The organism is Exiguobacterium sp. SH0S1 (assembly GCF_004337165.1).
Taxonomy (GTDB): Bacteria; Bacillota; Bacilli; order Exiguobacteriales; family Exiguobacteriaceae; genus Exiguobacterium; species Exiguobacterium aurantiacum_A.
Genome location: NZ_SJVC01000006.1, coordinates 113,559 through 139,658, shown reverse-complemented (window position 1 = coordinate 139,658; position 26,100 = coordinate 113,559). Strand labels below are relative to the sequence as shown.

The window sequence follows — 26,100 nt, the reverse complement described above, 5'->3', positions numbered from 1 at the left end:
TCAGGGAACAATTCCCTTGTCTGGTGGCGATAGCGAAGCGGCCACACCCGTTCCCATGCCGAACACGGAAGTTAAGCGCTTCAGCGCCGAAAGTAGTTGGGGGTCTCCCCCTGTGAGGATAGGACGTTGCCAGGCCATATGAAGGACGACCAAGCACACGCTTGGTCGTCCTTTTGTTTGATGTATAACAAAACAAACTATTTTTAGAAAAAGCGTTGACTTTTTAATTGAACAGCGGTATTATAATACTTGTCTGGTGGCGATAGCGAAGCGGTCACACCCGTTCCCATGCCGAACACGGAAGTTAAGCGCTTCAGCGCCGAAAGTAGTTGGGGGTCTCCCCCTGTGAGGATAGGACGTTGCCGGGCAATATGAAGGACGATCAAGCACATGCTTGGTCGTCCTTTTTTTAGTTTGATATGTAATATATATTCGACTTTGTGTAAAAAATATATTACATTGTATATAAGAAGAGGGATTGCATGAAAGAAGGCGAGCGAGCATGGTTAGAAAAGAACAAGGTCATCTTCAAAATCGATTGAGTGTTTTACGAGCTGAACGTAAGTGGTCGCAAAAGCAGGTTGCTGAAATGCTAGGAGTTAGCCGCCAAACAATTGTATCACTAGAGAACAATCGTTATAGTCCGTCGCTAAAACTTGCATTTGAAATCGCTAGTTTATTTGAAACAACCTTACATGACGTTTTTCAATATGAAATGAAGGAGAAAGAAGAATGACACTGATCTTAATGATATTGTTACCACTGTTTTTAATCGCATTTGTGATTTCAGTTAAGTTCATTTACAGCGAAGAAGGAAAGGATGAAAGAGGGCGAGAAATTACCAACGCTTCATATATGCACGCTTCTCCTATATTCCCAATCGGCTGGTTATTAGTAGAGATTTACCACAAACAATTTGAACCACTGTCGGTTGATATGTATAGAGATACAATTGCGATTATCCTTTTTGTGACGGTTATTGTGCAAGGAATAACTATCTTCACTCTCAAGCGAAGAGCGTGACAGCAAAAGAGCAAGGCGTTCTCCTCTTGAATTAAACTCTATCTAACAGAGTGTGGTTCATATAGAGAGCGTCTTTTCTCATGTATTGAAACATTTTAGGAGGAATCACGTAGATAAGGAATGAATGATCATAAATTGAGTCATGTTAATAGACAGAGCGATACAAGTGAAAAGAGGTATTTAAATGAAACATAACGTGTTTGAAACACAATCAACTTTACAACAAAGCCTTGCTGAACGAGACCGATTAGCTCGTAAACTGAAAACTCTCGACAAACAAATTACTGAACATGAGACTGTTCGAAAACAGTTGCTTAATACGTTCACGAAAGAACAGCGTGATGTCTATGACTTAGAGACATTTTCGCTCGTCAATGCATGGCGTAAGCTGCGTGGAACGTTTAGCGAGCAGCGCACGATTGAATTAGAAGAAGCGGCCCGGGCAGAATTCAAGCTGCGAGAACACGAGGCGATGATTGATGAGTTAGTGCTTGAGCGTCGAGATTTGTATGAAACCTTTGAGGCATATAACGGGATCGATGCGAAATGGGCAGCGTTTATGAAAGAGAAAGAAGGTCACCTGAAGCAGGATCCTAAGGTAAGAGAAGAGTTGTACCGTCTCACGAATCAACAGGCGGAAACGAAAGAAGTGGTCGTCGAGTATAAAGAAGCGATCGCAGCAGGTAACGCAGCACGAGCTGCCATCTCAAAGACGCTCAAACACCTCGACAGTGCGAAGAGTTGGTCGACATATGACACGTTCTTCGGAGGTGGATTGATTGCGACAGCGATGAAACATGACGCGATTGATGCTTCTGAACGGAAGATGCATGAACTCCAATCCGCACTTGAGCGTTTCTCGCGTGAATTGGCTGATGTGAAAGGGATTGTCAGCGGCTTACACATCGAGCGTGGTTCGCTCGTCCAGTTCGCGGATTACTTCCTCGATGATATTTTTTCCGAATGGACGATGCATGGACGAATCAATGATTCGCTCGACAAAGTGAACGGGCTCGATCGCGAGATTGCCAAACTAATTGAAAAAATGACGCGAGATGTCGAGCGGCTGGAACGACAACTCGAAGATACGGAAGAAAAATGGAAACAGCTCATCGTCACACGATGAGCTGTTTGATCATTCCGGTCGCTTCAGCCAGTGTCGTAACCCTTTGCCGGCATGTGGTCCGTCTGCGTAGCGCGGGATGATGTGCAAGTGGGCATGGGGAACTGTCTGATTGGACGCTGTACCGACGTTCCAGCCGAGCGTATAGCCGTCAGGACCGTACGTCTCCTCTAGGAAAGACTTGGCGTCATGAAGCAAGGTGTATGTATCGCTCCATTCCGTCGGTGTTAACTCAAACGTTGTCGCCCGGTGCTGTTTCGGGACGATGATACCGGAACCGACGAGGACGTCTTGTTCGCGGTCATGCATCAGAAAGTAGCACGTGTCGTTCTCAGCGATGATGCGTTGGGACGGATCGAGATGTGGATGACAAAATGGACAGTTCGACATTGGATTGGTACACTTCCTTTCTGTGTATAGTGCATCAAAGGGGGATTTACTATGGAGCGATTCATTAATCAAATCATCGATCAAATTGATCTGAACGAACGGACGCTCATCGGGATTTCGGGTCACGGGGGTGCCGGGAAGACGACGTTCGCCAAACAGTTACAAACACGTCTCGGGGAGGTCAACTACATTAACACCGACCCGTATATCACGGACTCGACGCTTCGGAAGAGTGCGATGATCGACTATACGGTCGATGGGAAGGTGCATCACTATAAGATGACGGCCTGTCATCCGGCGGCGCATCACTTGTTGTCGCTCGAGCGGGACGTCCGGATGGTACGGGAAGGGGTCGGGTTTTATACGATGGATGTCCCGTATCTCGAACGGATGTGGATCGATCCTGAGAAGCAGGTCACCATCGTCGAGGGGATGAGCGTCGCCTTTCTCGATCCAAGGTATATGGATTTATCGGTCTATCTATATACAGATGGGGATACGGAGTTCGCCCGACGCGCTGCTCGTGACATAACGGAGCGAGGGATGGAGATGGAATACTTGAAAGCATCTCATGAAGAACGGCGTCTGCAATACGAGTTGTTCATGCATCCGTATCGCGACAACTTTCAAACGATCGTCTCGATTCAGGGTGACAGGTTGACGATTGAGAAAAGTCCATACAAAAACCGCTCATGAAGAGCGGTGGCTGCGTAGCGTATCTTGGATCCCGAGTCCGAGTCGGTCTTGTTCGTGCTCGAGTTGTTCCCAGGTGAGGGATCGGTGCCGGAGTTCGACGTCGGTCGCCATCGAGTCGAGCGTGCGCTGTCGTTCGATATTGTCGAGCCAGTAATAGACGTCGACCCCATTTTCATCCATGCGCCAGAATGATTTCACGACCTCGAACTCATCGGCCCAGTCGCCGACGGGCTTGAACCCATACTTCTCGACGAACGGATAAGGTCGTTCTTCACCGAGCGGGTCGATGACGTTGCGAACGAACATGAGCTCGAGTCCGGCATGCTCGGTCGCCTCGAGCAATCGTTTCAACTCAGGGAGTGGTTCGATCTCGATGTTTTCGACGACATCGAACCATACGCGTTTACCATCGGTGTCCCAAACAGTCGCTTCGACACTATAAGGGGCGCCCGATGTCGATGGGGCATACATCGTCAAGTCGAACGTGAACGGGATGTGTTCTTCTGCCCCGGGCTCAAGCACGGCCGTGAGGCGAATCGGGACTTCTTGAATGTCGGCCTCGCGGTTGAATTCGTTACCTTCAAGCGTGATGTCTTTGAACGTCGTCAGGAAGTTGAGCGTCAGTTCATGCAGACGGATCACTTTTGACGTCGGGTTCAAGACGCGAAGCGTCCCGTGAACGGTTTGCTTCGGCACGAACGGGATCGTATGGAAATAAACGGACGCATCTAACTCGGAAAAGAACCATTTTTTAAAGCGGTTGCCCCATTTCGACATGTCGGTCGCGCTCCTTTTCTGTTAATAAAGTTACACTCCTTTAAGTGTTCCCGATTCTAATTTCCAAAAAACATTAAGAAAAAGGTTGCATTTTATAACCGTCTCGCTTATTATAGAGGATGTCGAAACAATTCAAATCGTCGCGGGGTGGAGCAGTCTGGTAGCTCGTTGGGCTCATAACCCAAAGGTCGTTGGTTCAAATCCAGCCCCCGCAACCAATTTTTATTTAATTTCATATGTCGTCGCGGGGTGGAGCAGTCTGGTAGCTCGTTGGGCTCATAACCCAAAGGTCGTTGGTTCAAATCCAGCCCCCGCAACCAATTTTTAAATGAGATAGCGAAACGATGACGTTTCGTGTTTTTTTTTGCCTAAAATTGAGTGTACAATGAGTACGTATCGCTAGAATCGACTAAAGGAGAAACATCATGTATACATTGATTACCCATTCCGCGCCAGAGACGCAGGCCGTAGCGGAAAAGCTCGCCGCGCTCGTCAAAGCGGGAACGGTCATAACGCTTAACGGGGACCTCGGTGCCGGCAAGACGACGTTCACCCAAGGGTTCGCCAAAGGACTCGGCGTGACGCGTAATGTCAACAGCCCGACGTTCACCATCATGAAACAATACCAAGGGCGCTTGCCGCTCTACCATATGGACGTCTATCGTCTCGAGGACACCGGGGACGATATCGGTCTCGAAGAATACATCAATGGTGACGGCGTCGCCATCGTCGAATGGTCGAACTTGATCGAGTCGTCGCTACCGACCGAGCGCCTCGCGATCACGATCGAACGGACAGGCGACGAGGAACGTTCAATCACGTTCATACCGACTGGTGAAGCGTATGACACGCTCGTCAAGGAGGTGCTCGCATGAAGCAACTGATGATCGACACGGCGACGACACGTCTGTCCGTCGCCCTCAGTGAGAACGGAAGCATCCAGGCAGAAGCGACGGTCATGGTCTCGAAAAACCACGCCGTCACGCTCATGCCGATGATCGAACAGCTCATGGCGGCCGTCAAATGGACACCGACCGAGCTCGAACGCATCATCGTCACGACGGGACCTGGGTCTTACACCGGCATCCGCATCGGCGTGACGACGGCAAAGACACTCGCTTATACATTGAAACTCCCGCTCGTCGGCGTATCGGCGCTCCGCCTCATGGCGGCGGCCCCGAACACCGAACTTCCGGTCGTGTCACTCATTGACGCACGGCGCGGCAACGCCTATATCGGGCACTATCAACAAAACGCACAAGTCACGCCGGACAGTCACGCCTCGGTCGCTGATTGGCTACAAGCGAACATGACGGGACCGTTCGTCGTCGTTGGTGACGTCGAGCCGTTCCGTGACGTGCTTGCGGCATATGACTATACAGAAGCGCCGGCCGCCCACAGTTATGGCCGGGCCGGTGATCTCGTCGCTTTAGGTGAAGAGACGGCGGACGTGCACGCGTTCGAACCGGAATACCTTCGTCTCGCTGAGGCCGAGGCAAAATGGCTCGAGGGACAAAACAATGGCTGATATCAAAATCCGTCGGATGAACTGGCTCGATGTCGAAGAAGTCACGAAAGTTGAAGAGGCGTCATTCGCCATCCCGTGGACGAAAGAAGCGTTCATGAACGAGATGCTCAAGAACGAGCAGGCGATTTATTTCGTCGCAGTCCATGAACGCCGCGTCATCGGGTTCGTTGGCGTCTGGCAAATCGTCGACGAAGGGCATATCACGAACATCGCTGTCTTACCGGAATACCGGGGTCAAGGTGTCGGCAATATGCTCCTCACGCAGCTCGTCGAGTTCGCCCGTTCGAAGTCACTCGCCGCGCTCACGCTCGAGGTGCGCGTCTCAAACATCGGCGCCCAAAAATTATATGAACAGTTCGGCTTCGAGAACGCAGGTCGCCGGAAACGATACTATCAAGACAATAATGAAGACGCCTATATTTATTGGGCGAAGTTAGGAAGTGAATCACTATGAACACATCGCTCATTCTCGCGATCGAGTCAAGCTGTGATGAGACGTCAGTCGCCCTCATTCGTGACGGCAAGACGCTCTTATCGAACGTCGTCTCGTCGCAGATTGAAAGTCATAAACGGTTCGGCGGTGTCGTACCCGAGGTCGCCTCGCGTCACCACGTCGAGCGGATCACGTACGTCATCGATGACGCGCTTAGCGAAGCCGGTGTGACGATGGATGACGTCGACGCGGTCGCGGTCACGCAAGGACCAGGACTCGTCGGTGCCCTTCTCGTCGGGATCAGCGCGGCCAAAGCGCTCGCGTTCGCCCACAGTAAACCGCTCATCGGTGTCCATCACATCGCCGGACACATCTATGCGAATGAACTCGTCGAAGAGATGCAGTTCCCGCTCGTCTGTCTCGTCGTCTCAGGTGGCCACACCGAGCTTGTCTACATGCCGGAGCACGGTGTGTTCGAAGTCATCGGTGAGACACGTGACGATGCGGCTGGTGAGGCGTACGACAAAGTCGCCCGCACGCTCAGTCTCCCATATCCAGGTGGCCCGGCCATCGACCAGTTGGCAGCTAGCGGGGAAGACACGTATAAGTTCCCGCGCGTCCGGCTCGAGGCCGGCAGCTTTGACTTCAGCTTCAGCGGACTCAAGTCGTCCGTCATCAACGCCGTCCATAACGCCGAACAACGCGGTGAGACGGTCGTACCAGAAAACTTGGCGGCGAGCTTCCAAGCGAGCGTCGTCGAGGTGCTAGTGGAGAAAGCGATCCGGGCCGTGAAAGAAAAAGGCGCGAAGCAACTGCTCGTTGCCGGTGGGGTCGCGGCGAACCGTGGGCTCCGGGCCGCCCTCAAGGAAGCGACGGAACGGGAAGGCATCCGTCTCGTCATCCCGCCGCTCAATCTGTGCGGGGACAACGCCGGCATGATCGGTGTGGCGGCGCATCACGCGTATGTGCGCGGCAAGCGCGATACACTGGCGATGAATGCGGTTCCTGGGTTATCCTTAGAAGAGAGCATGACAGTCTAGGGGGAACAGAGAGATGACGAAACGTATCATCATTGGAGGGCTCATCGTATTGCTCGTCGTTGCGACGTTTTTGCAAGTACGTGAGATCATCCGCGCTTATAATATCGCTTATGTAGAAGAAATCGTCCCAGAAGAGACGCGGGTCCGTTCGCTGACGGGCGCTGATACGCTCGAAGGCATCACCCGTGTGACCGGTGAGAACACACTCATCGAGACACTGTATGGTTATAAGAATCTAGAAGACCAAGACATCAAGAGCGTCATCGTCGTCGACCGTAACCTCGGCGTGCAGCCGAAAGCGAGCGACGCCTATTACGAGCTCTTCCCGGGCCGTGAGGCGACAGAGGAAGAAGCGGCCAAGTTCGATGCGCTCGTCAAAGAGTTCGACGAACAACAACTGTTCGCGCAAGTCATCTCGGCCCATGAGGCCCGTTATGTGACGAACCGCGAAGAGACGCTGACGTTTTATAAAGTGTTCGTCCGCGACGTCGATACGAACGAGTACGTGTTCTTTATCACGGAAGACGGCATCAAGCTCGACTTCCACACGCGCGGGTTCCAACCGTTGCGCTACTTCTAAAAAAGGCTCACAGAAACGGATATTGTCCGTCTCTGTGAGCCTTTTTCATTTGTCTTCGATGAAGAACGTGACGACGAGAAAAGAACTGCAACTACGGTAGACTTTATAGAAAATGCGCCAAGTGAGTATCGATAGTCAGCCGGCCAATAATATGTGCGCATGGATGGGACGCAATTCATAATCCATCAAGCGGATATTTTTAGTCTACTCCATTGATTTCACCTACTTTCTGTTGTTCGTTTACATAGTCTATCTGACAGTCGGATGAACCGGGCTCGTCACTTTATGGTGATCTTTTTAATAGTGGACTCTGGATGAAATTATAATCACAAAAATGGGAAACGGTTACTTTGAGGGCCATAAGCCTAGTATATTTTTCATGACCTAAGAAAATTGTTGTACTATTGTCCTTTTTGTTTTGATAAAAAAGACATCTAGAAAATTGATTAGCAATCTTGAATACTATTAGAGTGGTGGGAAAGACATGGGCAGAATAGAGAAAACAGATGATTGAACTGCCGATATTTGTCTTTTCCCAAAATATAAAGCTTATATAGTAGGGGACACAACGTTGAGTAAAGGTTTTATAATGAAAGCATGTATGAGTAGTTTGGCTTTATTTACAATACTGGGGACAGCACATCCAGCTTACGCATCTACAGGGGGGAGCGAATCGAAATTGCGTCCAGACGCAGAAGTAGATTCGATTGAAGAGGATCGTTTAGTAAACGATACGGATCAGCTTAATGAAATTGAAGTATTTTTCACTAATCCATCAGTTACGATGACGAAAGAAAGTGATGAGTTTAGTATTATACATGAAGACTCAAATTTAGAATTCGATAAAACAGAAGAAGGGAAAGTGATTTTCAGAAACAAAGAAGAACAGTATTCTATTGAAAATGTGGCTTTAGTAGGAGGTGTCCAAATCCTCTACAACATTGAATCAACTGAGTCGCCAAAAGAATATGTCTTAGATTTAGACATTACTGAAGGTAGTCGAATTATTCACGAAGATGGAGAGTACAAAATTGTGAATGAAAAAGGTGAGGTAGAGGTCTTCATTGGCTCCCCTTGGGCGAAAGACAGTAATGGAAACGAAGTCGAAACATATTATGAGATTAAAGACCAACAGTTGATCCAACATATTGATTATGAAGGAACGGATTATCCTTTAGTCGCTGATCCATTGTTCTGCTCGGATACAATCGATAATACAGCGTCGAAGTATACGGACTCTAATACTTTTTCTGTATATCCACGGACATGTGCACGAACGTATATTACAGCTAGCTATACTTTGGGTGGCGCATTATTAGGCGTTTTTGGGTCAACTGCCATCGGAAAACAGATGTGGTCTGAAGTTGTAGCAGACGCTTCGTATCAAGCGACAAGTACGGCAAACCGCCCGAAGCTCAAAGATCAATTTATCTGTCATGCAGTTAACCCGACTACGATTTGGAAATCATCTTGGAATCTAGATACGAATCGACCGGATGTTTCATTGTTGGATACGTATAAAGCACTTTGTAATCCAGACTACTAAAGGCGAGGTAAACTATGAACATTCAATACTTTGAACCAGATTCGTTATTTTTCATTGTAATCGCGTTGCTAATCCTCTATCCAATCCTTCTTTTAGTAGGGGTGACTACGAGTAAAACAAATCTTATTGGAAAGATTATTTACGGTATTTCAGCATTCTTTTATGCTTACGTGATTTGGTATAGCTACAGCCTAGGCATTTACTTAGACGAGATGTCTGATCCGGCACAAGATGAAGTCATCTTTGGTAGTATAGGATATTTCCATTTAATTTTGTTGGCATTCCCCTACATCTTTTTAACGATGGGTTTTACGTTCAAACAGCATACTCGATCATAATAAAAGAGCGCCTTCCGCTATACGCGGATTGGCGCTCTTTCGTCAGTTTTTCGGTTGTCGATAATTATTTCGATACCACATATTCACCCGGCTCACGACGTAGACGATAAACGCGAGCACCCACATGAACAGCGTCTCTCGATAAAAGTGGCCCCAGACCGAGCCAGGCGCATAAAAGCTATGCACCGTGACATCGATCGGCCAAATGACAAGCCGGATGAACAACGTGCTCATAAGCAAGCCGCTGAAGAGGCTGATGATGATACCGGACCATGTTTGGATGATAAACCCGACGACAATCGGCAGGAAGTAAAATAAAATGATCGGGACGTTCGTCGCCTCGCCGCGGATGAGTTCCGAGATATACTCGGTCCCACTCGGCACGATGTAGACGAACCCGGTCAGGAACGCATGCATCCAATCGATCCGCATGGCACGGGAACGCATCATGAATGGAGTTCCTCCCATTCTGTGAACAGTTCCGTGATCGACTCTTTCGTCGCGTCGGACTCGGTCGACAGCTCTTGGGCGCGGGCGAAGTCGTTGAACACGTCCGGTTCGCATAACAGCTGCTCGATTTCTTCAAGCCGAGCTTCGTGGCGCTCGATTGTCAGCTCGATCTCTTCGACCCGCTGTTTCAACCGGCGTTCTTCGCGCTGCTGTTCCTTGTCGGCGCGCTGCTTCTTGACGACGACTTGTTTCGTCTCCTCGCGGGCGAGCCGGGCAAGGTCCTCGAGCTCTTCTTTCTTCTCGACGTAATACGAGTAGTCGCCGAGGTACTCATCGATGCCGTTCGGCGTGATCTCTAAGACACGCGTCGCGAGCCGGTCGATGAAGTAACGGTCGTGGGAGACGAACAAGATCGTCCCGGGATAGTCGACGAGCGCGTTCTCGAGGATCATCTTCGAGTCGAGGTCCAAGTGGTTCGTCGGCTCATCCAAGACGAGCAAGTTCGGTTGCTCGAGCTTGAGCTTGGCGAGCGTCAGCCGGGCCCGTTCGCCGCCGGATAGTTCTTGGACGCGTTTCATGACGTCGTCCCCGCTGAACAAGAACTGGCCGAGCAGACTGCGGACTTCTTGCTCGCGCATGAGCGGCCAGTCGTTCCAAATCTCATCGATGACGCGGTTCGCGTCCGACAAGTTCTGTTGTTCCTGGTCGTAGTAGCCGATTTCGACGCCGGTACCGTAGCGGATGTCACCGGTGAGCGGTGGTTGTTGTTTCGTCAACACTTTGAGGAGCGTCGATTTGCCGACTCCGTTCGGGCCGACGAGGGCGACCGACTCGCCGCGTTGCAGTTGGAAACGCAAGTGTTGTGCGATCGGTTTTTCGTAGCCGATGGCGAGGTCGCTGCCGCTCAACACATCGTTCCCGCTTTGGCGTTTGATCGAGAACGACAACACCGCGCTTCGTTCGTCACCGTCCGGCACGTCCATGCGGTCGATCTTCTCGAGCCGCTTGCGGACGCTTTGGGCGCGTTTCGTCGTCGTCGCCCGGGCGATGTTCCGTTGGATGAAGTCTTGCATCTTGGCGATCTCTTCTTGTTGCGACTCGAACTGTTTCTTCTCTTGCTCGTAAAGCGCGGCCTTCTGCTCGAGGAATTTCGTATAGTTCCCGACGAAGCGGCGGCTGCGGTTGCGTGACAGCTCGTAGACGACCGAGACGACGCGGTCGAGGAAGTAACGGTCATGGGAGACGATGAGGACGGCACCTTTATAGCCGCTCAAATATTTCTCGAGCCAGCTGAGCGTCTCGATGTCCAAATGGTTCGTCGGCTCATCCAAGATGAGCAGGTCCGGGCTTTGCAGGAGCATCTTCGCTAAGGCAAGACGTGTCCGCTGTCCGCCTGAGAGCGTATCGATCCGACGTTCGAAGTCGTCCGGGTAAAACCGCATCCCGTGCAAGATCGAGCGGATTGTCGCTTCATACTGATAGCCGCCGCGGTCTTTGAACGTGTGTTGCTCCTCGTCATACGCCGCAAGCAGACGCTCGTAGGCGGCCGGGTCGTTCAAGATCCGCTCCGAGCCCATGTCTTGCTCCATCTGGCGGAGCGTCTTCTCTTGTTCGATCAAGTCGGTGAAGACGGTGAGCATCTCGTTCCACATCGTCTCGTTCGATTCTAATCCTGAGTCTTGGGCGAGATAGCCGATCGTCACGTCTTTTGGCTTCATGATGTCGCCCGAGTCATAGTTGTACTCGCCGGCGATGACTTTTAACAGCGTCGACTTGCCGGCGCCGTTGCGGCCGACGAGGGCGACGCGTTCGCCTTCTTGGATTTCTAGTTTGACATTCTCTAAAATCGGCTCGACGCCGAACGATTTGGATAAGTTGTTGACTTGCAGTAGGATCAAGTGAAAAAACCCCTTTCTCTCTGTTTAGTATACTTTATTTCTTCCCCTTTTCAGGTATATTCATTGAGTGCTTATGTGAATTCGTTTACAATCAAGGTGTATGAAATCAGATTCGTTTGAAACGCGTCGTAAAAAGGAGGCTCTTTCCGTTGAGTCAAAACGAACCAAAGATTCCGCAAGCGACAGCCAAACGGTTGCCACTATACTATCGGTTTATCCAAAGCCTACATTCGTCAGGGAAACAGCGTGTCTCTTCTGCTGAACTGAGCGAGGCGGTCAAGGTCGATTCGGCAACGATTCGCCGTGACTTCTCATACTTCGGTGCGCTCGGTAAAAAGGGATATGGCTATAACGTACAGTATCTGTTAGAATTTTTCCGTAAGACGCTGAATCAAGACGAGATCACGAACGTCGCCTTGGTCGGGGTCGGTCATCTCGGGACAGCGTTCGTCAACTATAACTTCCTTAAAAACAATAACACACATATCGTCGTCGGGTTCGACGCAGACGAGACAAAAGTCGGCACGACGATGTCAGGTGTCCCGATTCATCACGTCGATGAGATGGAACAGATTATGAAGCAAAACAAAATCGATGTCGCCATCCTCACGGTCCCGTCTGCCTACGCGCAACCGGTCGCCGATGATTTGGTCCGCTATGGCGTTCGAGGGATCTTGAACTTCACGCCGGCGCGATTGACTGTACCGGACACGGTCCGCGTCCATCATATCGACTTGTCGATCGAACTCCAGTCGCTCATTTACTTTATGCAACACTATCCATCCGCTGAGGGGGTCCATCAATAATGGAATTTCTACAATCATCACTCGTCGTCGGTATCCCAGGTGGCGTCAGTATTTTCGTCATCGCCATCATCGCGCTCATCCTCTTCGGGCCGAAGAAATTGCCAGAGTTCGGCCGGGCAGCGGGGCAGACGCTCCGTGAGTTCAAAAATGCCACGAACGGTATGATGAAAGAGCACGATGAGACCGACAAGAAAGAAATTGAGAAGAAAGAGCAGTAAGCCATGAGCCATCAACCTGATCAAGAACGGGCACTGTCCGATCACTTGACAGAGCTGCGGAGACGACTGATGCTGTCGGCATTTGTCGTCTTTGCCTTCTTTCTGATCGCTTTGCCGAGTGTCAAATACGTGCTCGCCTATCTGCAGGCGGACCTCGTCGAACGAGGGCTCGAGCTGAACGCCTTTGGGGTCGCGGACCCGCTCATGATTTACTTGAACTTGGCGCTCGTCATCGGGCTCGTCGCATCGGGTCCATTTCTACTGTATCAACTGTGGGCGTTCGTCGCACCTGGTCTGCATCCGAATGAACGAAAATGGACGCTCGCCTATATCCCGGTCATCTTTATCTTGTTCCTCATCGGTCTCGCATTCGCCTACTATTGGTTGTTCCCGCTCGTCCTCGATATCTCGACGGACCTCGGGCAAGACCTCGGTCTGACACAGATTATCGGGGCGACGAACTATTTCACGTTCCTGTTGCAACTGACGATCCCGTTCGGACTGTTGTTCCAGTTGCCGGTCGTGACGATGTTCTTGACGCGCATCGGTGTCGTGACGCCGTACTTCCTCTCAAAAATTCGGAAGTACGCTTACTTCGCCTTGTTCGTCATCGCGGCATTCATCACGCCGCCGGATTTGACGTCACACCTCATGGTGTCGCTGCCGCTCTTCTTCTTGTATGAGATCAGCTTATCGATCTCGCGCGTGACGTACCGCGGTGTGCTCCGACGTGAGAAAGAGGCGATGGTGAAAGAACAGATGGATTTGATGAAGCAAATGAATGAGAAATGAACACTACGTCATGAGACGTGGTGTTTTTTTATGCGAGTACATTAAACTGGAAGTGTCTTGAAAAGGGGCTTGGCCATCGTGTTGATCGGACTGTTTTTCCTTGTCGGTTGGCAAGTACCACGGTTGGCATAACGGTGCTTTTTGGTCGCAAAATGTCGTACTGAAACCACATGTTCTAAGTGATATTGGTCGTAAACGCTTTTTCTGCAACAAGGAAGTACTCTTGTCACATGTTAAGATAGAAACCAATCAAACACACGTCAGGGGGAGAAGCGATGGCTTGGGAATATTACGGGGACGCGCTCATCGTCACAGGGATGTTGACGACGATGCTCATACTCGTCGTGCTATCTTTTTTGAAGTCACTATACAGGCGGAAACTCGTGTTCCCGTTGACGCTCGTGGTGATGGGCTATATCTTGTTTATGGTCGGGCTCGCCTTCGTCCGCGGCTGGGACGGAATGGGTTGGAGTTTGATCGGCTTCGGTTTGTACGTGATCGGGCTCATCACATATATCGGTGTCGTCATCTACCAGTGGGTGAAAGCGAGACGCACGTCCAATTCATGATTAAAACCGTTCCGGTCGCGGAGCGGTTTTTTTGTCGTCACAACCGTCGTTCAAACTTTAGACATAATTACGTGAAAAACTGAGCAAAGGGATTGTCAAACCTTCTTGTGAAATAGTACACTAAGTTCAGAAAGCGAATGTGATATTTGTCACAAACACTAACTTGCCTACAACTCAAAGGAGAGACTACCATATGAAAATCGCAGTCATCGGATGTACACACGCAGGAACAGCAGCAGTCAAAGGCTTACTCGCCAAGCACGACAACCTCGACATCACCGTCTATGAGCGGAACGACAACGTCAGTTTCCTCTCGTGTGGGATCGCCCTCCACGTCGGCGGCGTCGTCAAACGCGCTGAAGAATTGTTCTACTCGTCACCGACCGAGCTCGAAGAACTCGGCGCGACGATGCGCATGAAGCATGACGTGTTGAACATCGATGCGGAAGCGAAGACGGTCCACGCCAAAAACCTCGAGACGGGTGCAGACGTATATGACACGTTCGACCGTTTGATCGTGACGACAGGATCTTGGCCGATCGTCCCGACGCTACCTGGCATCGAGATGACTGGGATCGAACTTTGCAAAAACTATGGTCACGCTCAGCGCATCATCGAGCGGGCTAAGGGTGCGACAAATATCGCCGTCATCGGTGCCGGCTATATCGGCGTCGAGCTCGTCGAGGCGTTCGAAGTGTACGGCAAGCACGTCACGTTCATCGACAGTGCTGACCGCATCTTGAACAAGTACCTCGACAAGTCGTTCACGGACCAACTTGAAGCCGACATGACGTCACGCGGTATCGACCTTGAGCTCAGCCAAACGGTCGAAGCGTTCCGCGGCACAGACGGAAACGTCACGCACGTCGTCACCGACAAAGGTGAGTTCGAAGCCGACCTCGTCATTCTATGTGTCGGTTTCCGCCCGAACACGGGACTGCTCGCAGGACAAGTCGACATGCTCGGCAACGGCGCCATCATCGTCGACGAATATATGCGCACGAGCAACCCGGACGTCTTCGCAGCCGGTGACAGCTGTGCCGTCTACTACAACCCGGCGCGCACACATGCTTACATCCCGCTCGCGACGAACGCCGTCCGCATGGGTACGCTCGTCGCCGAGAACCTCGTCACACCACGTGTCCGTTACCAAGGGACACAAGGGACGTCGGGACTCCGTCTCTATGACTGGAACATCGCCTCGTCAGGCCTCACGGAAGAAGCGGCCGGATTGTTCGGCCTCGACGTCGAGAGCGTCGTGATCGAGGACGCGTACCGTCCTGAGTTCATGCCGACGTCGGAGCCGGTCCAGTTCAAACTCGTCTATGAAGTCGGCACACATCGTGTCGTCGGGGGACAAGTGCTCTCGAAAGCGGATATGACGCAAGCGGTCAACACGTTGTCGCTCGCGATCCAAAACGAGATGACGGTCGAAGAGCTCGCCTACGTCGACTTCTTCTTCCAACCGCACTACAACAAGCCGTGGCACTTCATCAACAGTGGAGCGCTCGCGGCGATGAAAGACAAAGTCAACGCATAACGCAAAAGATTCGAAAGCAGCCGCTTTCGAATCTTTTTTTTATAGGTAACGTGGCGCGTCCTGCATCGAGTTGGCGAGGATGATGTAGACGAGGATGTTTCCGGGCATGATAAGAAAGAGTAACCGGACGCCGAGCGAGGACATGCCGAAGTACTCGGCGATGCCGCCGCAGACACCGGCGAGAGAACGGTCGGTCGCGGATTTTCGAAGAGCACGTTGCATAAAGTAGACTCCCATCTCGAATTTGATATGTAAATTTTACCATATGTGTAGTGAACTACTCACCACTTTTTTGCTTCGCAACTTGAAGTGGGAGCTTCTTGGGAAGACCATGCTTTGACCAGCCACGGTTGTGGACCAAGCTCGTCGGGCAGTCCCTGCCCTGGGGTGTTTCAGTCGGCGAGACCCAACAGGTTGAGGCTCGCGTTGACGTCGCGGTCGTGGTGCGCGCCGCATGCGGCGCATGTCCACTCGCGGACGTGCAGGTCCTTCTTGCCGCCGTTCTCGCCGCAGGCCGAACAGACCTGGGTCGAGGCGAACCACGGATCGGCTTGAACGAGCGTCCGGCCGTGGAACCTGCATTTATAGGCGAGCTGGCGGACGAACTCGCCCCACCCGGCGTCCCCGATCGACTTCGCCAGGCGGCGGTCCTGCATCATCTCCCTCGGCTTCAGCGTCTCGACCACGACGACTTGGTTCTCGTCGACGATGCGTCTAGACAGCTTGTGGAGGAAGTCGTGCCGTCGGTTCTTGACCTGCTCGTGTTTCTTCGCGAGGACGAGCCGGGCCTTCTCGCGGTTCCGGCTGCCGGGCTTCTTGCGGGAGAGCGCACGCTGCGTGCGTTTGAGCCGCGCCTCGGCCTTTCGTAGGTTGCGCGGGTTCGCGATCTTCTCCGTGACGAGCGCGTCGTTCGTCATGACGGCGAAGTGCCCGAGGCCGAGGTCGATCCCGATCTTGTGCTCGGCCGGGACCCAGGGCTCGTCGTCCTGCTCGACGAGGAGCGACACGAAGAACTTGCCCGTCTTCGTCATCGACACGGTCGCAGAGCGGATGGCCCCGTCGAAGATTCGGTGCTGTGTGAAGCGGATGAACCCGACCTTCGGGAGCCGTACCCGGTTTCCCTCGATGCGGATCGTGCCGTGCTGGTTGTTCGTCGTGTAGGACGCGCGCGCTTTCCGTTTCGACTTGAACACCGGGAAGCCGGCCGTCCCGGCGAAGAACTTCGCGAACGCCGTGTCGAGGTGCAGCTTCGCGTTCGCGAGCGCGAGGCTGTCCGCCTCGGCGAGGAACGGGAACAGCGGCTTGTAGGAGGCCGGCGTCGGCGGCTTCCGCTTCGGCCCGCCGTTCGCCTTCGCCTCCTCGTGGAGGGTGATGCGGTCCTCGAGCAGCTTGTTGTAGATGAACCGGGCGCAGCCGATCGTCCTGACCAGGAACTCGGCCTGTGCCGCCGTCGGGTGGAGCCTGTATTTGTAGCCCTTCAGCATGTCTCCCCCTCCTCCCGGCCGATGATCGTGATGAACGCCTTCCTCATCCGATACCCGCGACGGGGGATGGAGAATCCGACGGAATCACGAACTTCTGTTCGTCATATCTGTCACAGGGGTGGCCAAGAGGTTTATGTACGGGCGATTCATCTCCCACCTCTAAGCGTCTGGGCCTCGCCCCAGACGCTTAGAGGTGGGAGAATTCTCGCTTAATTATGTTAAAAAAAGCGCGCCGATTTGGCGCGCTTGTGCTTATTTCAAGATGGTGACGAGTTCGTCGAGCACTTCGTTGGCTGACAATACGCCGCCTGACGTGTTCCACGTATCGTCGCTCACTTCGGTCACTTCACCGGCCTTGACGGCTTTCAAGTCTTTCCAAAGCTGGTTCGACTGCCATTCTTCGGCCGTCTTCGATCCGTCCGCACCGCCGTATGTGAAGTAGACGATATGGTCGCCGTCCATTTCGGGGATGCGTTCCATCGTGACTTCTTCAGCGAATTCCGTGCGGTCTTGTGACGCTGGGCGTTTGACGCCGACGTCACCTAAGATGACGCCTGAGAAGCTGTCCGTGAAGTAGATGCGTGACGCGCCAGGAAGGAAACGTACGACCGACAATTCTTTGTTCACGGCGTCGCCGAGCTCAGTTTTCGTGTCTTCGACGTGTTGGTCGTAGTCAGCTAACACATCTTTTCCTTTGTCTTCGAGGTTGAGGGCGTTCGCGTAAAGCGCGAAGTTCTCTTGCCAGTCGCCTTTGAGCGTCTCTGACATGACCGTCGGTGCGATCGCGTTCAGTTTGTCATAGATGTTCTCTTGGCGAAGTTTCGTACCGATGATGAGGTCTGGATCGAGTTTCGCGATCGCCTCGAGGTTGACCTCGCTCTCTGTCCCGACTTCCGTCACATCTGTCATCTCAGACTCGATGTGCGGGTACCATGGGTCACCGTTCCATGATTTGACGGCACCGACTTGTTTGACGCCGAGGGCGATCAACGCCTCGGTCCCTTCGTTCGTCAAGACGACGACGCGTTTCGGTTCTGTTGGGACTTCAGCCGTGCCCATGGCGTGCTCGACCGTGCGTGTCGCTGCTTCTTCTGATTCGTTCGAGTTGCTTGCCTCTTCCGACCCGCCGCAAGCAGCGAGGACGACGGTCAGACAGAGCGTAAGTAACGCTAATCCAAGTTTTTTCATATGAATAAAGTCTCCTTTGAATAGTAAGTTTTCCTTCCCGAATATAAGTGATAATGATTATCACTGTCAACCCCTTTTTCTAACAGCGAGATTTTGCTATGGTAGGGGAGGAAAGAAGTGAGGAAATGATGAAACCGTGGATCAAACTATTTGCCTTGATCATTGCATTACCAATCTTGAGTTATATCAGTTTACGGGTCGGCGTCATCCCGGTCGGTCACGAAGACGTGCTCGGCTTAGGCGGTGACGTATCTTCAAAGGCGATGATCGCCTTAGAGGACAACCGGATTCCGCGGACCGCCGTCGCCCTCGTCGTCGGGAGTGTCCTCGGCTTGGCCGGACTCTTGTTTCAACTCGTGACGCGCAACCCGCTCGCGTCACCCGATATTTTAGCCGTCAACGCCGGGGCGAGTCTTGCCATCGTGCTCGTGACGTTGTTCGGGTTCAGCAGCATCGCCTCGTTCACGACGGCCGCACTCATTGGCGCTTTCATCGCCGGTGTCATCGTGTATCTCCTCAGCGCGAACGGTGGCAACGTCATGTACATGACGCTCGCCGGTGCATCGCTCGCGGCGCTGTTCAGCTCGTTCACCCAATCGATTATCGCGTATGAGGAAGGGGCGCTCGACGAAGTGCTATTTTGGCTGACCGGGTCGGTCGCGGGACGATCGCTGACGCTCGTGACGACGCTCTTGCCATGGATGATTGGCGCGACCGTGCTCGTCATCTTCATCAGTAAAGAACTTGAGACGTTGTCGCTCGGTGATCAAGTCGCCCGTTCGCTCGGTCAAAACGTCGGTGTTGTGAAATTCGTCGCCGTGACGCTCGCCGTCATCTTGTCGGCGTTCGGTGTCGCGCTGGCCGGTCCGATCGCTTTTGTCGGACTGCTCGCCCCGCACCTCGCTAGGTACATGTTCGGTACGGCGTTTTTCGCGAGGTTGCTCGGGAGCGCCCTGCTCGGAAGTGTGCTGTTGCTCGCGGCCGATATTTTCGGACGTGTCATTTTATTCCCCCGCGAAGTCACGGTCGGTGTCGTGCTCGCCGTCATCGGTGGAGCTTTCTTCATCTATCTCGTCAGTGCTAGACAAGGAGTCTTTAAGTCATGAAATCATACAGTTTTCGAAAAGGCCCGTTCTCGTTCACGCTCAGGAGGCGTGAAATCGTCTTGGCGGTCGCTTTACTTGTCGGTCTCATCATTGCCATTTATTTAGGTCTCGCCATCGGAGAAACGTTTTTGACGCCGTGGTCACTCGGGGCACTTTTCGTTGGATCGGGTGATGCGTTCGCGGAGCTCATCGTCTTCGAGTTCCGGATGCCGCGCGTCTTGATGGCGATCACCGCCGGGGCTTGTCTCGCCGTCAGTGGGCATTTGTTACAGCTTACGATCAAGAACGAACTCGCCTCGCCCGAGATTTTCGGGATCGTCGGCGGGGCCGGGGTGGCGACGGCGACGTTCTTCACCGTCTTCACCGACGAGCGGACGAATCAATTGTCCGTCCCGCTCGCCTATATCCCGTTCGCCTCATTTGCCGGTGCGCTCGCGGTCGGGGCGTTTCTGTTTTATTTATTGAAGCGCGGTGTCCCGCCGGTCCGGCTCGCACTCATCGGGATCGGGATCAGCATCTTCTCGCAAGGCATCGTCCAGTTCATGATGCTCGCCTCGAACGTTTACCGGAAGAACGATATCCAACAATGGTTGACCGGAACAGTATACGCAGCGACGTGGAAGCAACTGACGATCATGGTCCCGCTCGCGATCCTGTTTTTACTTGCCGCTTTCTTAATTGAACGGCACGTCCGGCCGCTCCACATCAGTGAGGCGGTCGCGACGAGCATCGGGGTGCCGGTGCGCGGGATCCAGCGAGGGACGCTCTTGTTGTCGTGCCTACTCGCCGGCGTCGGTGTCGCTTTCGTCGGCGCCATCGGCTTCGTCGGACTGATGGCCCCGCACATCGCCCGTCAAGGATTGAAACTGCCATATGTTTGGGCGACGCTCCTCGTCGGGGCGACAATCGTCGTGTTGGCGGACGCAATCGGTCGGACGATCTTTTATCCGTATGAGCTCCGGACCGGTGTGATGACAGCCGTCATCGGTGCGCCGTACTTCTTCTATTTACTTCGCCGTATGATGAAAGGAAGCATGAGATGAATACATTTGATTTACAGCAAGTCGCCATCGGCTATGAGCAGAAGACGGTGCTCGACGATTTGACGTTCTCGATCCCACACGGAAAGATCACCGTGCTCATCGGCGCGAACGGGTGCGGGAAGTCGACCCTCTTATCGACGCTCGCCAGGCAACGCGCCGCTTTAGCAGGCACGGTCTCGTTCCGCGATAAGCCGCTCGACGCTTACCGGGCGAAGGAGGCGGCCCGGCTCATGGCGTTCATGCCGCAAGTGAACGTCGCCCCGGACGGCCTGACCGTCGAACAGCTCGTTCGCTTCGGCCGTTATCCGTACCAGACGTTCTTCAAGCGCTATTCGGAAGACGATGAGCGCGCCGTCGAACGGGCGCTCGCTTTCACGGACACGGTATCGCTTCGAGACACGCTCGTCAGCAACTTGTCGGGTGGGCAGAAGCAACGCGTCTGGATCGCCCTCGCGCTTGCCCAAGAGTCGGAGACGATTCTTCTCGACGAACCGACGACGTATCTCGACATGTCGCACCAAATCGAGATTCTCGACTTGATGTACCGGTTGAACCGGTTGGAAGGCAAGACGATCATCATGGTGCTCCACGACCTGCATCTCGCTTGTCGTTACGCCGACCATGTCATCGCCCTCGCTGACGGGAACGTCTACCGTGAAGGTAGTCCGAACGACGTCGTCGATGAGGCGTTCATGCAGGACGTCTTCGGCTTAAAAGTCGTTGTGACGGAAGATCCGCTGTACGGGACGCCGCTCTGTATCCCGTATTCGCATTACGAATTGAATGAGAAACGGCCACCTACGACCTAGTCTTCGGACTAGGTTTTTTTTCGTCTGAACCCGGGGAAGAACTAAAAGAAAGCTGATGTGTCCCTGTGTTTGTAAAAGGAGGAGCCAACATGAGTAAGAAGGAAAAACAGCCGTACCATATCGTCACGTTCACGTTTCCAGAAGAGTCGATTTCGTATCAGGCGTTCAGCAAGTTGAAAAAGTATCACGCCGACGGGCTCATCGGGTTTGAACAACTCGTCGTCATCAAGCGTGAGGACAACGGGGCGTTTTCATTTGAGGATGCGGTGCAGTTGAAACCGGTGACGAAGTCGACGAAAGGCGCGTTGATTGGGATGGCAGTTGGTATCCTCGGGGGTCCGTTCGGGATTCTGTTCGGGACGCTGACCGGTGGACTGATCGGCGGGACGAAAGACTTGAAGCACGTCCAAAGCATTCAAGAGACGTTCAAACGGACCGTCGGCAACATCGAGCCGGGGCAGACCGGTGTGATGGGGATTGGGGAAGAGTTCGACCCGTCGGTGCTCGACGGGCTCGCAAGCGAGCTCGGTGGAACGATCACGCGGACGGATGAAGAATTATAAGGGGGACTTTATACATGAAGATCGGGATATTAGGCGCCGGCAAGGTCGGGCGGACGCTTGGCCGCAAGTTCGAGGACGTCGGCTATGACGTGTTATACGGGACTCGTACCGAACGGGAAGGGACGATGTCGCTCCAAGAAGTGGCGTCAAACAGTGACGTTCTGTTACTGACTACTCCGTTCGCGGCGGCGATCGATTTGATTCAGTCGCTCCGGGATTTGGACGATAAGATCGTCATCGATGTGACGAACCCGATCGCCAAAGAGTTTGATGCGATTGAGCGGCCGGAAGGGAAGTCCGGGGCCGAACATCTGCAGGACTTGGCCCCGCACGTCCGCATCGTCAAAGCGTTCAACCAGACCGGGGTCGAGAACTTAGAGAACCCGAACATGTCGATGATGTTCATCGCCGGGGACGAGCAGGAGGCGGTCCGGGCCGTTCAAGGCTTGGCCTCGAAGATCGGCTTCGACGCGCATACGCTCCACCACTTGAAGCTCGCCCGTGAACTCGAGTCGCTCGCATGGTTATGGATTCATTACGCGACGAAAGAGCGGAAGCATCGTAACTTCGCATTCTATTTGAAAGAGAATAACTTCTGAAAAAAGACGGTCACGCGATTGCGTGGCCGTCTGATCGTTAAAAGGCTGCTTGTTGCTCGTTACGAGTTTTCAACGAAGCGATCGTTTCGCTTTCGATTGCCTCGACTTCGCGTTGTTGCCAGCCAGGCATGAGGAACGCGTCGACGAGTGCCCAAATACCTGTGATGATGGCACCAAAACCAATCGTCAAAACGACCATCAAGAGCATGGCAATGCCTGTTCCTGTTTTCTTGAAATAGAAGCGGTGAGCGCCTAAAGCGCCGAGGAAGAACCAGAGCAAATAAGCGACGACGAGACTGCGTTTCTTTTTCTCGACTTCGCTGTTGACGAGGAGCATTTCCTCAGTCGTTAAATCGGTACGTGAATAATTCATGGTGTGGTGTGCCTTCTTTCCAAAAATTGATATAATAAATGCATTCTTTATTGTACCGGGAAACGGATGAATTCCCATGAATTTCTATTTATTTTTTTAGAAGAGAGGAAGAACCAAATGGGCTTTGCCATTTTGACGTTCATCGTCGCGTTTATTCACGTGATTGCCGGAGCGGTCGTGTTACATAAGTATCCGCAATATAAATCGATTGCCATCAGCGTGATTGTCCTTGGCTTCATGTATGGACTATTGACGGTCGGGTTTATCGTATTATGAAGAAGCGTTCGATAATGCTTCGTGTTCGGGAGAAATTTTCGAACCAAGACGTACTGAAACTAGGGACGGGCGTTATGCTCGGGATGGTCGTAGTGGAACTCCTGCTCGGGGACGTGCCTCAAAGTACTTTGATGTCGTTCGCGTTAGTTTTTTATTATTGGCGCCATGACGTGGCGTATTCACAGGGTGACGCGACGGGGAAAGCCATCGGGGAACAAGCAAGTACGTTCACGCTTCGCGTCGTGATTGTCGCGTTGATGATCGGGTTCTTCATCTCGTTTCGGGTCGAGACAATCGACTATTCGTTGCGCGCGCTCATGCATTACGGACTGGCGCTCGTCTTCGGATTAAAGGGCTTTGGTCTCTGGTTTTTTCAAGACCTGGAACCTTCTGTCGAACGTCACGTATAACATAGCGAGCGAGACCGGTGAAGCGACAGCTTGACCGGTCTTTTGTCGTCAGGAACTGTGGTTGAAGTCCCCGGATAACGTGAATAGACCAAAGAGTGTCGTTGTCTGTTTTGGAACGGAAGGAGTCCTGTTATGTGTACAGCCATCACGTATTCAACGAAAGATCACTATTTCGGCCGCAATCTTGACCTGAACGTCTCCTATCACGAACAAGTGACGATCACGCCTAGGAACTATCCCTTCACATATAGACGCGTGGGCGACGTCCCTCATCATTACGCGATGATCGGGATGGCGACGGTCGTCGATGACTATCCGCTTTATTATGAAGCGACGAATGAAACAGGTCTCAGTATGGCCGGGCTTAATTTTCCGGGGAACGCCGACTTCAAACCGGAGGCGAGCGGTTTAGATAACGTGACTCCGTTCGAGTTCATTCCGTGGATACTCGGACAGTGTGCCACGGTGGGCGAGGCGAAGCAACGACTTGAGACGATCAACTTAGTCAACATCGATTTCAGCAATGAACTGCGGCTGCATCCGCTCCATTGGATGATTGCCGACCAACAGCAGTCGATCGTCGTGGAGCCGCTCAAAAACGGGTTGCGCGTCTACGACAACCCGGTCGGCGTGTTGACGAATAACCCATCGTTTGACTATCAACTGTTCAATTTGAACGACTACCGTCATATCTCGACGAAGCTGCCGGACAATACGTTTGCGAAAGCACTCGAGCTCGAACCGTATTGTCTCGGCTTAGGCGGTCATGGCTTACCCGGGGACTTATCGTCGACGTCGCGATTCGTACGAGCGACGTTCGCCAAATTCAACTCGGTCTCCGGGCAGACTGAGTCCGAGAGCGTCAGTCAGTTCTTCAAGCTATTAGACACCGTGATGCAGACGCGGGGGCTGAATGAGGCAGCGGACGGGACGTTCGAATATACGATTTATTCGTCTTGCTGCAATATGGACCGAGGCATCTATTATTATCAAACGTATGAGAACAGCCAGATCACGGCCGTGTCGCTGTTCAATGAAGATTTAGACGGGACGCGGCTGATCGCTTACCCGCTCGTCACCGGGCAACAGATTCATTATGCGAATTAAGACACAGCCGGCTTCCTGAGAAGCGGGCTGTGTCTTAGAGTGTATCGTTATAGAGCGGGGTTTCAGCGTCCGTGCTGATGACTTTCAAATGACGCTCGTTTTTCACATAGACGCTTTTATACGCCACACGTTCATCTTCATAGAATAGGATGACGCGGTTGCCGTCGTTGTCCGTCTCGACTTTCGGTTCATATTGTGCGACATCAATCGTCTCTTCGAGCACGTCATATTCTTCGTATGTTGACAGGTCGTCTGCGTTTGAACAGGCGACGAGAAACAGGGAAGCAACCGTCGCGAGAAGTACTTTCTTCATCATATCTCTCCTTATTTGATAGTCTGTCTATCAAATATAACGTAGATTGACGTCTTTTTCAAAAGCGAATGAAACTTCTAGATGACTTCTTCGTATAGAGGGGAGAGAGGAGGTGAGCGAAATGGACGGACGTAAGATGGCCATTGGCGCCGGAATCGGATTGGTGGTCGGGGGAACCATCTTCGGTGTGTCTTCGCATCTATTGTTTCTCATCGCGAGTGTGCTGTTTTATCGGTGGCACCGACGAAAAGCCGGACAGTATCCGACCTCGATCAGAGAACGCTTGTTTTGGCGCTCGAGTGAGAAGACATGGCTTGTCGCAATCATCGTGTTCATTGTGATCTTCTTAATCGGGTTTGGTGCGACGCGTGTGACGCAATCGACACAACAGTTCGCACTGACCGCGTTGACGTATTTGTTTGCGACAAAAGGACTGTTCTTGATGAATGAGATACATATGTATGAGCAAACGGTTGAACAGGAACAGGATGAGAGGTAAGGCATCTGGCTTTGACAAAGACGAGATGACAGAACGAGTACGACAATAGGCTGAAGCGGACATTCGACGCGTAGTTGCTCCATTGGCAAATCGAGCGTGAGTTGAACGAAGGCCTTTATTTCATTTCACTTTATAATGAAGAACGGAAGGACGTCTGTATCGTGAGGAGGGACTTAATGAGGAAAAAATTATTGTTTGCGTTTCTGCTCTTTAACCCAATCGTGTTTGTATTGGGATGGTGGAATGGGGAGTTCATCATGATCACGTGGGTAGCGTTCGGTGTTGTCGTGCACACGTATTATCATGAGCAACTTGAACGGCTCGACGCCGAGACAGTCATATCGCTGAAACGGACTGTCGATTCGAAGTTGGTATCGTCGCTCTCCTTCACAACGATTTTCGTATTTTGTGTTGTCATCTGGTTCTTTGATGAGATGACCGTTCCGTTACTTGATACGCTGTACGTCATCGTTGGATTGGTGATGGTACGACGGGGTCTTTTGCTTCGACGCGCCATACTCGATGAAATGATTGATACGACAAATATTGTTTACATGAAGAAAAGCCCGAGCTCCTAAGCCCG

Annotated in this window: 34 protein-coding genes, 2 tRNA genes and 2 rRNA genes; 29 read left to right on the top strand and 9 right to left on the bottom strand. The window is 52.3% G+C overall.

From position 1 onward, the window contains the following. Positions 1-19: 19 nt before the first annotated feature. From rrf (EVJ20_RS13305) to EVJ20_RS13285, 5 genes are all read left to right on the top strand, one after another. Positions 20-135 (top strand): 5S ribosomal RNA (rrf, locus tag EVJ20_RS13305). Positions 136-252: 117 nt separating this feature from the next. Then, positions 253-368, top strand: a 5S ribosomal RNA gene (rrf, locus tag EVJ20_RS13300). 134 nt (positions 369-502) lie between these two features. Next, positions 503-736 carry a helix-turn-helix transcriptional regulator gene (locus tag EVJ20_RS13295; protein WP_131508506.1) on the top strand — a complete coding sequence of 78 codons (234 nt, stop codon included), beginning with the start codon at positions 503-505 and terminating at the stop codon, positions 734-736. After that, on the top strand, positions 733-1,023 hold the full coding sequence (locus EVJ20_RS13290; protein ID WP_131441554.1) for a hypothetical protein: 291 nt from the start codon (positions 733-735) through the stop codon (positions 1,021-1,023). Before EVJ20_RS13295 ends, EVJ20_RS13290 begins: the two co-directional genes overlap by 4 nt. A gap of 184 nt (positions 1,024-1,207) precedes the next feature. Next, a complete protein-coding gene (locus EVJ20_RS13285) occupies positions 1,208-2,149 on the top strand; it encodes a hypothetical protein (protein WP_131508504.1) in 942 nt (313 codons plus the stop codon). Between the two features lie 9 nt (positions 2,150-2,158). On the opposite strand, the gene EVJ20_RS13280 is transcribed toward EVJ20_RS13285, so the two are convergent. After that, a complete protein-coding gene (locus tag EVJ20_RS13280; protein WP_131508502.1) occupies positions 2,159-2,536 on the bottom strand; it encodes an HIT family protein in 378 nt (125 codons plus the stop codon). Between the two features lie 51 nt (positions 2,537-2,587). Between EVJ20_RS13280 and EVJ20_RS13275 the strand changes: the two genes are divergently transcribed. Continuing rightward, positions 2,588-3,232, top strand: a complete 645-nt coding sequence (locus EVJ20_RS13275) for a uridine kinase family protein (RefSeq protein WP_131508500.1) — start codon at positions 2,588-2,590, stop codon at positions 3,230-3,232. On the opposite strand, the gene EVJ20_RS13270 is transcribed toward EVJ20_RS13275, so the two are convergent. Further along, entirely contained in the window at positions 3,227-4,009 is a 783-nt protein-coding gene (locus EVJ20_RS13270) for a sporulation protein (RefSeq protein WP_016509933.1), read from the bottom strand. The genes EVJ20_RS13275 and EVJ20_RS13270 overlap by 6 nt on opposite strands. Positions 4,010-4,150: 141 nt before the next feature. Here EVJ20_RS13270 and EVJ20_RS13265 point away from each other — a divergent pair. From EVJ20_RS13265 to EVJ20_RS13230, 8 genes are all read left to right on the top strand, one after another. Next, a tRNA-Met gene (locus tag EVJ20_RS13265) sits at positions 4,151-4,227 on the top strand. A 25-nt stretch (positions 4,228-4,252) separates the two neighbouring features. Beyond that, positions 4,253-4,329: transfer RNA gene (locus EVJ20_RS13260), tRNA-Met, on the top strand. A 105-nt stretch (positions 4,330-4,434) separates the two neighbouring features. Continuing rightward, entirely contained in the window at positions 4,435-4,884 is a 450-nt protein-coding gene (gene tsaE / locus EVJ20_RS13255) for a tRNA (adenosine(37)-N6)-threonylcarbamoyltransferase complex ATPase subunit type 1 TsaE (RefSeq protein WP_070328987.1), read from the top strand. Further along, a complete protein-coding gene (gene tsaB / locus EVJ20_RS13250) occupies positions 4,881-5,537 on the top strand; it encodes a tRNA (adenosine(37)-N6)-threonylcarbamoyltransferase complex dimerization subunit type 1 TsaB (protein WP_131466562.1) in 657 nt (218 codons plus the stop codon). The genes tsaE and tsaB overlap by 4 nt, the downstream gene beginning before the upstream one ends. Continuing rightward, a complete protein-coding gene (gene rimI / locus EVJ20_RS13245) occupies positions 5,530-5,991 on the top strand; it encodes a ribosomal protein S18-alanine N-acetyltransferase (RefSeq protein WP_131443969.1) in 462 nt (153 codons plus the stop codon). Before tsaB ends, rimI begins: the two co-directional genes overlap by 8 nt. Beyond that, positions 5,988-7,010, top strand: coding sequence for a tRNA (adenosine(37)-N6)-threonylcarbamoyltransferase complex transferase subunit TsaD (gene tsaD, locus EVJ20_RS13240; protein WP_070328990.1), 1,023 nt, complete (start codon positions 5,988-5,990; stop codon positions 7,008-7,010). The genes rimI and tsaD overlap by 4 nt, the downstream gene beginning before the upstream one ends. A 13-nt stretch (positions 7,011-7,023) precedes the next feature. Continuing rightward, positions 7,024-7,590 (top strand): hypothetical protein, encoded by a 567-nt coding sequence (locus EVJ20_RS13235; protein WP_071399028.1) that lies wholly within the window; start codon positions 7,024-7,026, stop codon positions 7,588-7,590. Positions 7,591-8,161: 571 nt separating this feature from the next. Next, on the top strand, positions 8,162-9,136 hold the full coding sequence (locus tag EVJ20_RS13230; protein WP_131469527.1) for a DUF2599 domain-containing protein: 975 nt from the start codon (positions 8,162-8,164) through the stop codon (positions 9,134-9,136). A gap of 380 nt (positions 9,137-9,516) precedes the next feature. Here EVJ20_RS13230 and EVJ20_RS13225 read toward each other — a convergent pair whose 3' ends face one another. Both EVJ20_RS13225 and EVJ20_RS13220 read right to left on the bottom strand, forming a co-directional pair. Further along, positions 9,517-9,924 carry a hypothetical protein gene (locus EVJ20_RS13225; RefSeq protein WP_233589699.1) on the bottom strand — a complete coding sequence of 136 codons (408 nt, stop codon included), beginning with the start codon at positions 9,922-9,924 and terminating at the stop codon, positions 9,517-9,519. Beyond that, positions 9,921-11,822, bottom strand: a complete 1,902-nt coding sequence (locus EVJ20_RS13220) for an ABC-F family ATP-binding cassette domain-containing protein (protein ID WP_131508498.1) — start codon at positions 11,820-11,822, stop codon at positions 9,921-9,923. The genes EVJ20_RS13225 and EVJ20_RS13220 overlap by 4 nt, the downstream gene beginning before the upstream one ends. Before the next feature lie 149 nt (positions 11,823-11,971). Between EVJ20_RS13220 and EVJ20_RS13215 the strand changes: the two genes are divergently transcribed. The 5 genes from EVJ20_RS13215 (at position 11,972) to EVJ20_RS13195 (ending at position 15,747) form a co-directional block, all read left to right on the top strand. Continuing rightward, a complete protein-coding gene (locus EVJ20_RS13215; protein ID WP_070328993.1) occupies positions 11,972-12,628 on the top strand; it encodes a redox-sensing transcriptional repressor Rex in 657 nt (218 codons plus the stop codon). After that, a complete protein-coding gene (locus EVJ20_RS13210) occupies positions 12,628-12,846 on the top strand; it encodes a twin-arginine translocase TatA/TatE family subunit (protein ID WP_016509907.1) in 219 nt (72 codons plus the stop codon). The genes EVJ20_RS13215 and EVJ20_RS13210 overlap by 1 nt, the downstream gene beginning before the upstream one ends. A gap of 3 nt (positions 12,847-12,849) precedes the next feature. Beyond that, complete coding sequence (gene tatC / locus EVJ20_RS13205) at positions 12,850-13,638, top strand: twin-arginine translocase subunit TatC (protein WP_070328994.1); 789 nt, start codon at positions 12,850-12,852, stop codon at positions 13,636-13,638. A 275-nt stretch (positions 13,639-13,913) separates the two neighbouring features. Continuing rightward, positions 13,914-14,207 (top strand): YesK family protein, encoded by a 294-nt coding sequence (locus tag EVJ20_RS13200; protein ID WP_131508496.1) that lies wholly within the window; start codon positions 13,914-13,916, stop codon positions 14,205-14,207. Positions 14,208-14,400: 193 nt separating this feature from the next. Further along, positions 14,401-15,747, top strand: coding sequence for an FAD-dependent oxidoreductase (locus tag EVJ20_RS13195; RefSeq protein WP_131466550.1), 1,347 nt, complete (start codon positions 14,401-14,403; stop codon positions 15,745-15,747). 39 nt (positions 15,748-15,786) lie between these two features. Here the strand turns inward: EVJ20_RS13195 and EVJ20_RS13190 are convergent, their stop codons facing one another. The 3 genes from EVJ20_RS13190 to EVJ20_RS13180 all read right to left on the bottom strand — a co-directional run bounded on the left by EVJ20_RS13190 (position 15,787) and on the right by EVJ20_RS13180 (position 18,419). Then, complete coding sequence (locus EVJ20_RS13190) at positions 15,787-15,969, bottom strand: PspC domain-containing protein (RefSeq protein WP_035386443.1); 183 nt, start codon at positions 15,967-15,969, stop codon at positions 15,787-15,789. Positions 15,970-16,139: 170 nt separating this feature from the next. Continuing rightward, on the bottom strand, positions 16,140-17,231 hold the full coding sequence (locus EVJ20_RS13185) for an RNA-guided endonuclease TnpB family protein (protein ID WP_131508494.1): 1,092 nt from the start codon (positions 17,229-17,231) through the stop codon (positions 16,140-16,142). Between the two features lie 252 nt (positions 17,232-17,483). Next, entirely contained in the window at positions 17,484-18,419 is a 936-nt protein-coding gene (locus EVJ20_RS13180; RefSeq protein ID WP_131490683.1) for an ABC transporter substrate-binding protein, read from the bottom strand. 125 nt (positions 18,420-18,544) lie between these two features. Here EVJ20_RS13180 and EVJ20_RS13175 point away from each other — a divergent pair, with 125 nt between their 5' ends. The 5 genes from EVJ20_RS13175 (at position 18,545) to EVJ20_RS13155 (ending at position 22,539) form a co-directional block, all read left to right on the top strand. Continuing rightward, positions 18,545-19,525, top strand: coding sequence for a FecCD family ABC transporter permease (locus tag EVJ20_RS13175; RefSeq protein ID WP_131489031.1), 981 nt, complete (start codon positions 18,545-18,547; stop codon positions 19,523-19,525). After that, entirely contained in the window at positions 19,522-20,568 is a 1,047-nt protein-coding gene (locus tag EVJ20_RS13170) for a FecCD family ABC transporter permease (RefSeq protein ID WP_131466361.1), read from the top strand. The genes EVJ20_RS13175 and EVJ20_RS13170 overlap by 4 nt, the downstream gene beginning before the upstream one ends. Continuing rightward, positions 20,565-21,377 carry an ABC transporter ATP-binding protein gene (locus EVJ20_RS13165; RefSeq protein ID WP_131508492.1) on the top strand — a complete coding sequence of 271 codons (813 nt, stop codon included), beginning with the start codon at positions 20,565-20,567 and terminating at the stop codon, positions 21,375-21,377. Before EVJ20_RS13170 ends, EVJ20_RS13165 begins: the two co-directional genes overlap by 4 nt. Positions 21,378-21,466: 89 nt before the next feature. Next, positions 21,467-21,940 carry a hypothetical protein gene (locus EVJ20_RS13160; protein ID WP_131466358.1) on the top strand — a complete coding sequence of 158 codons (474 nt, stop codon included), beginning with the start codon at positions 21,467-21,469 and terminating at the stop codon, positions 21,938-21,940. Positions 21,941-21,954: 14 nt separating this feature from the next. Further along, the gene (locus EVJ20_RS13155; RefSeq protein WP_071399018.1) at positions 21,955-22,539 is read left to right on the top strand and encodes an NADPH-dependent F420 reductase; all 585 of its coding nucleotides are present in this window, start codon (positions 21,955-21,957) and stop codon (positions 22,537-22,539) included. 37 nt (positions 22,540-22,576) lie between these two features. Here EVJ20_RS13155 and EVJ20_RS13150 read toward each other — a convergent pair whose 3' ends face one another. After that, a complete protein-coding gene (locus EVJ20_RS13150; protein WP_131466356.1) occupies positions 22,577-22,912 on the bottom strand; it encodes a TM2 domain-containing protein in 336 nt (111 codons plus the stop codon). Between the two features lie 117 nt (positions 22,913-23,029). Here EVJ20_RS13150 and EVJ20_RS15260 point away from each other — a divergent pair, with 117 nt between their 5' ends. From EVJ20_RS15260 to bsh, 3 genes are all read left to right on the top strand, one after another. Continuing rightward, a complete protein-coding gene (locus EVJ20_RS15260) occupies positions 23,030-23,188 on the top strand; it encodes a hypothetical protein (RefSeq protein WP_173647387.1) in 159 nt (52 codons plus the stop codon). Positions 23,189-23,202: 14 nt separating this feature from the next. After that, positions 23,203-23,598, top strand: coding sequence for a hypothetical protein (locus tag EVJ20_RS13145; protein ID WP_131458207.1), 396 nt, complete (start codon positions 23,203-23,205; stop codon positions 23,596-23,598). Positions 23,599-23,730: 132 nt separating this feature from the next. Further along, positions 23,731-24,705 (top strand): choloylglycine hydrolase, encoded by a 975-nt coding sequence (bsh, locus tag EVJ20_RS13140; protein ID WP_131508490.1) that lies wholly within the window; start codon positions 23,731-23,733, stop codon positions 24,703-24,705. Between the two features lie 34 nt (positions 24,706-24,739). Here the strand turns inward: bsh and EVJ20_RS13135 are convergent, their stop codons facing one another. After that, entirely contained in the window at positions 24,740-25,018 is a 279-nt protein-coding gene (locus tag EVJ20_RS13135; RefSeq protein ID WP_131443965.1) for a hypothetical protein, read from the bottom strand. A gap of 121 nt (positions 25,019-25,139) precedes the next feature. Between EVJ20_RS13135 and EVJ20_RS13130 the strand changes: the two genes are divergently transcribed. Next, on the top strand, positions 25,140-25,517 hold the full coding sequence (locus tag EVJ20_RS13130; protein WP_131508489.1) for a hypothetical protein: 378 nt from the start codon (positions 25,140-25,142) through the stop codon (positions 25,515-25,517). 176 nt (positions 25,518-25,693) lie between these two features. Continuing rightward, positions 25,694-26,095, top strand: a complete 402-nt coding sequence (locus EVJ20_RS13125) for a hypothetical protein (RefSeq protein WP_131490688.1) — start codon at positions 25,694-25,696, stop codon at positions 26,093-26,095. Positions 26,096-26,100 lie beyond the last annotated feature (5 nt).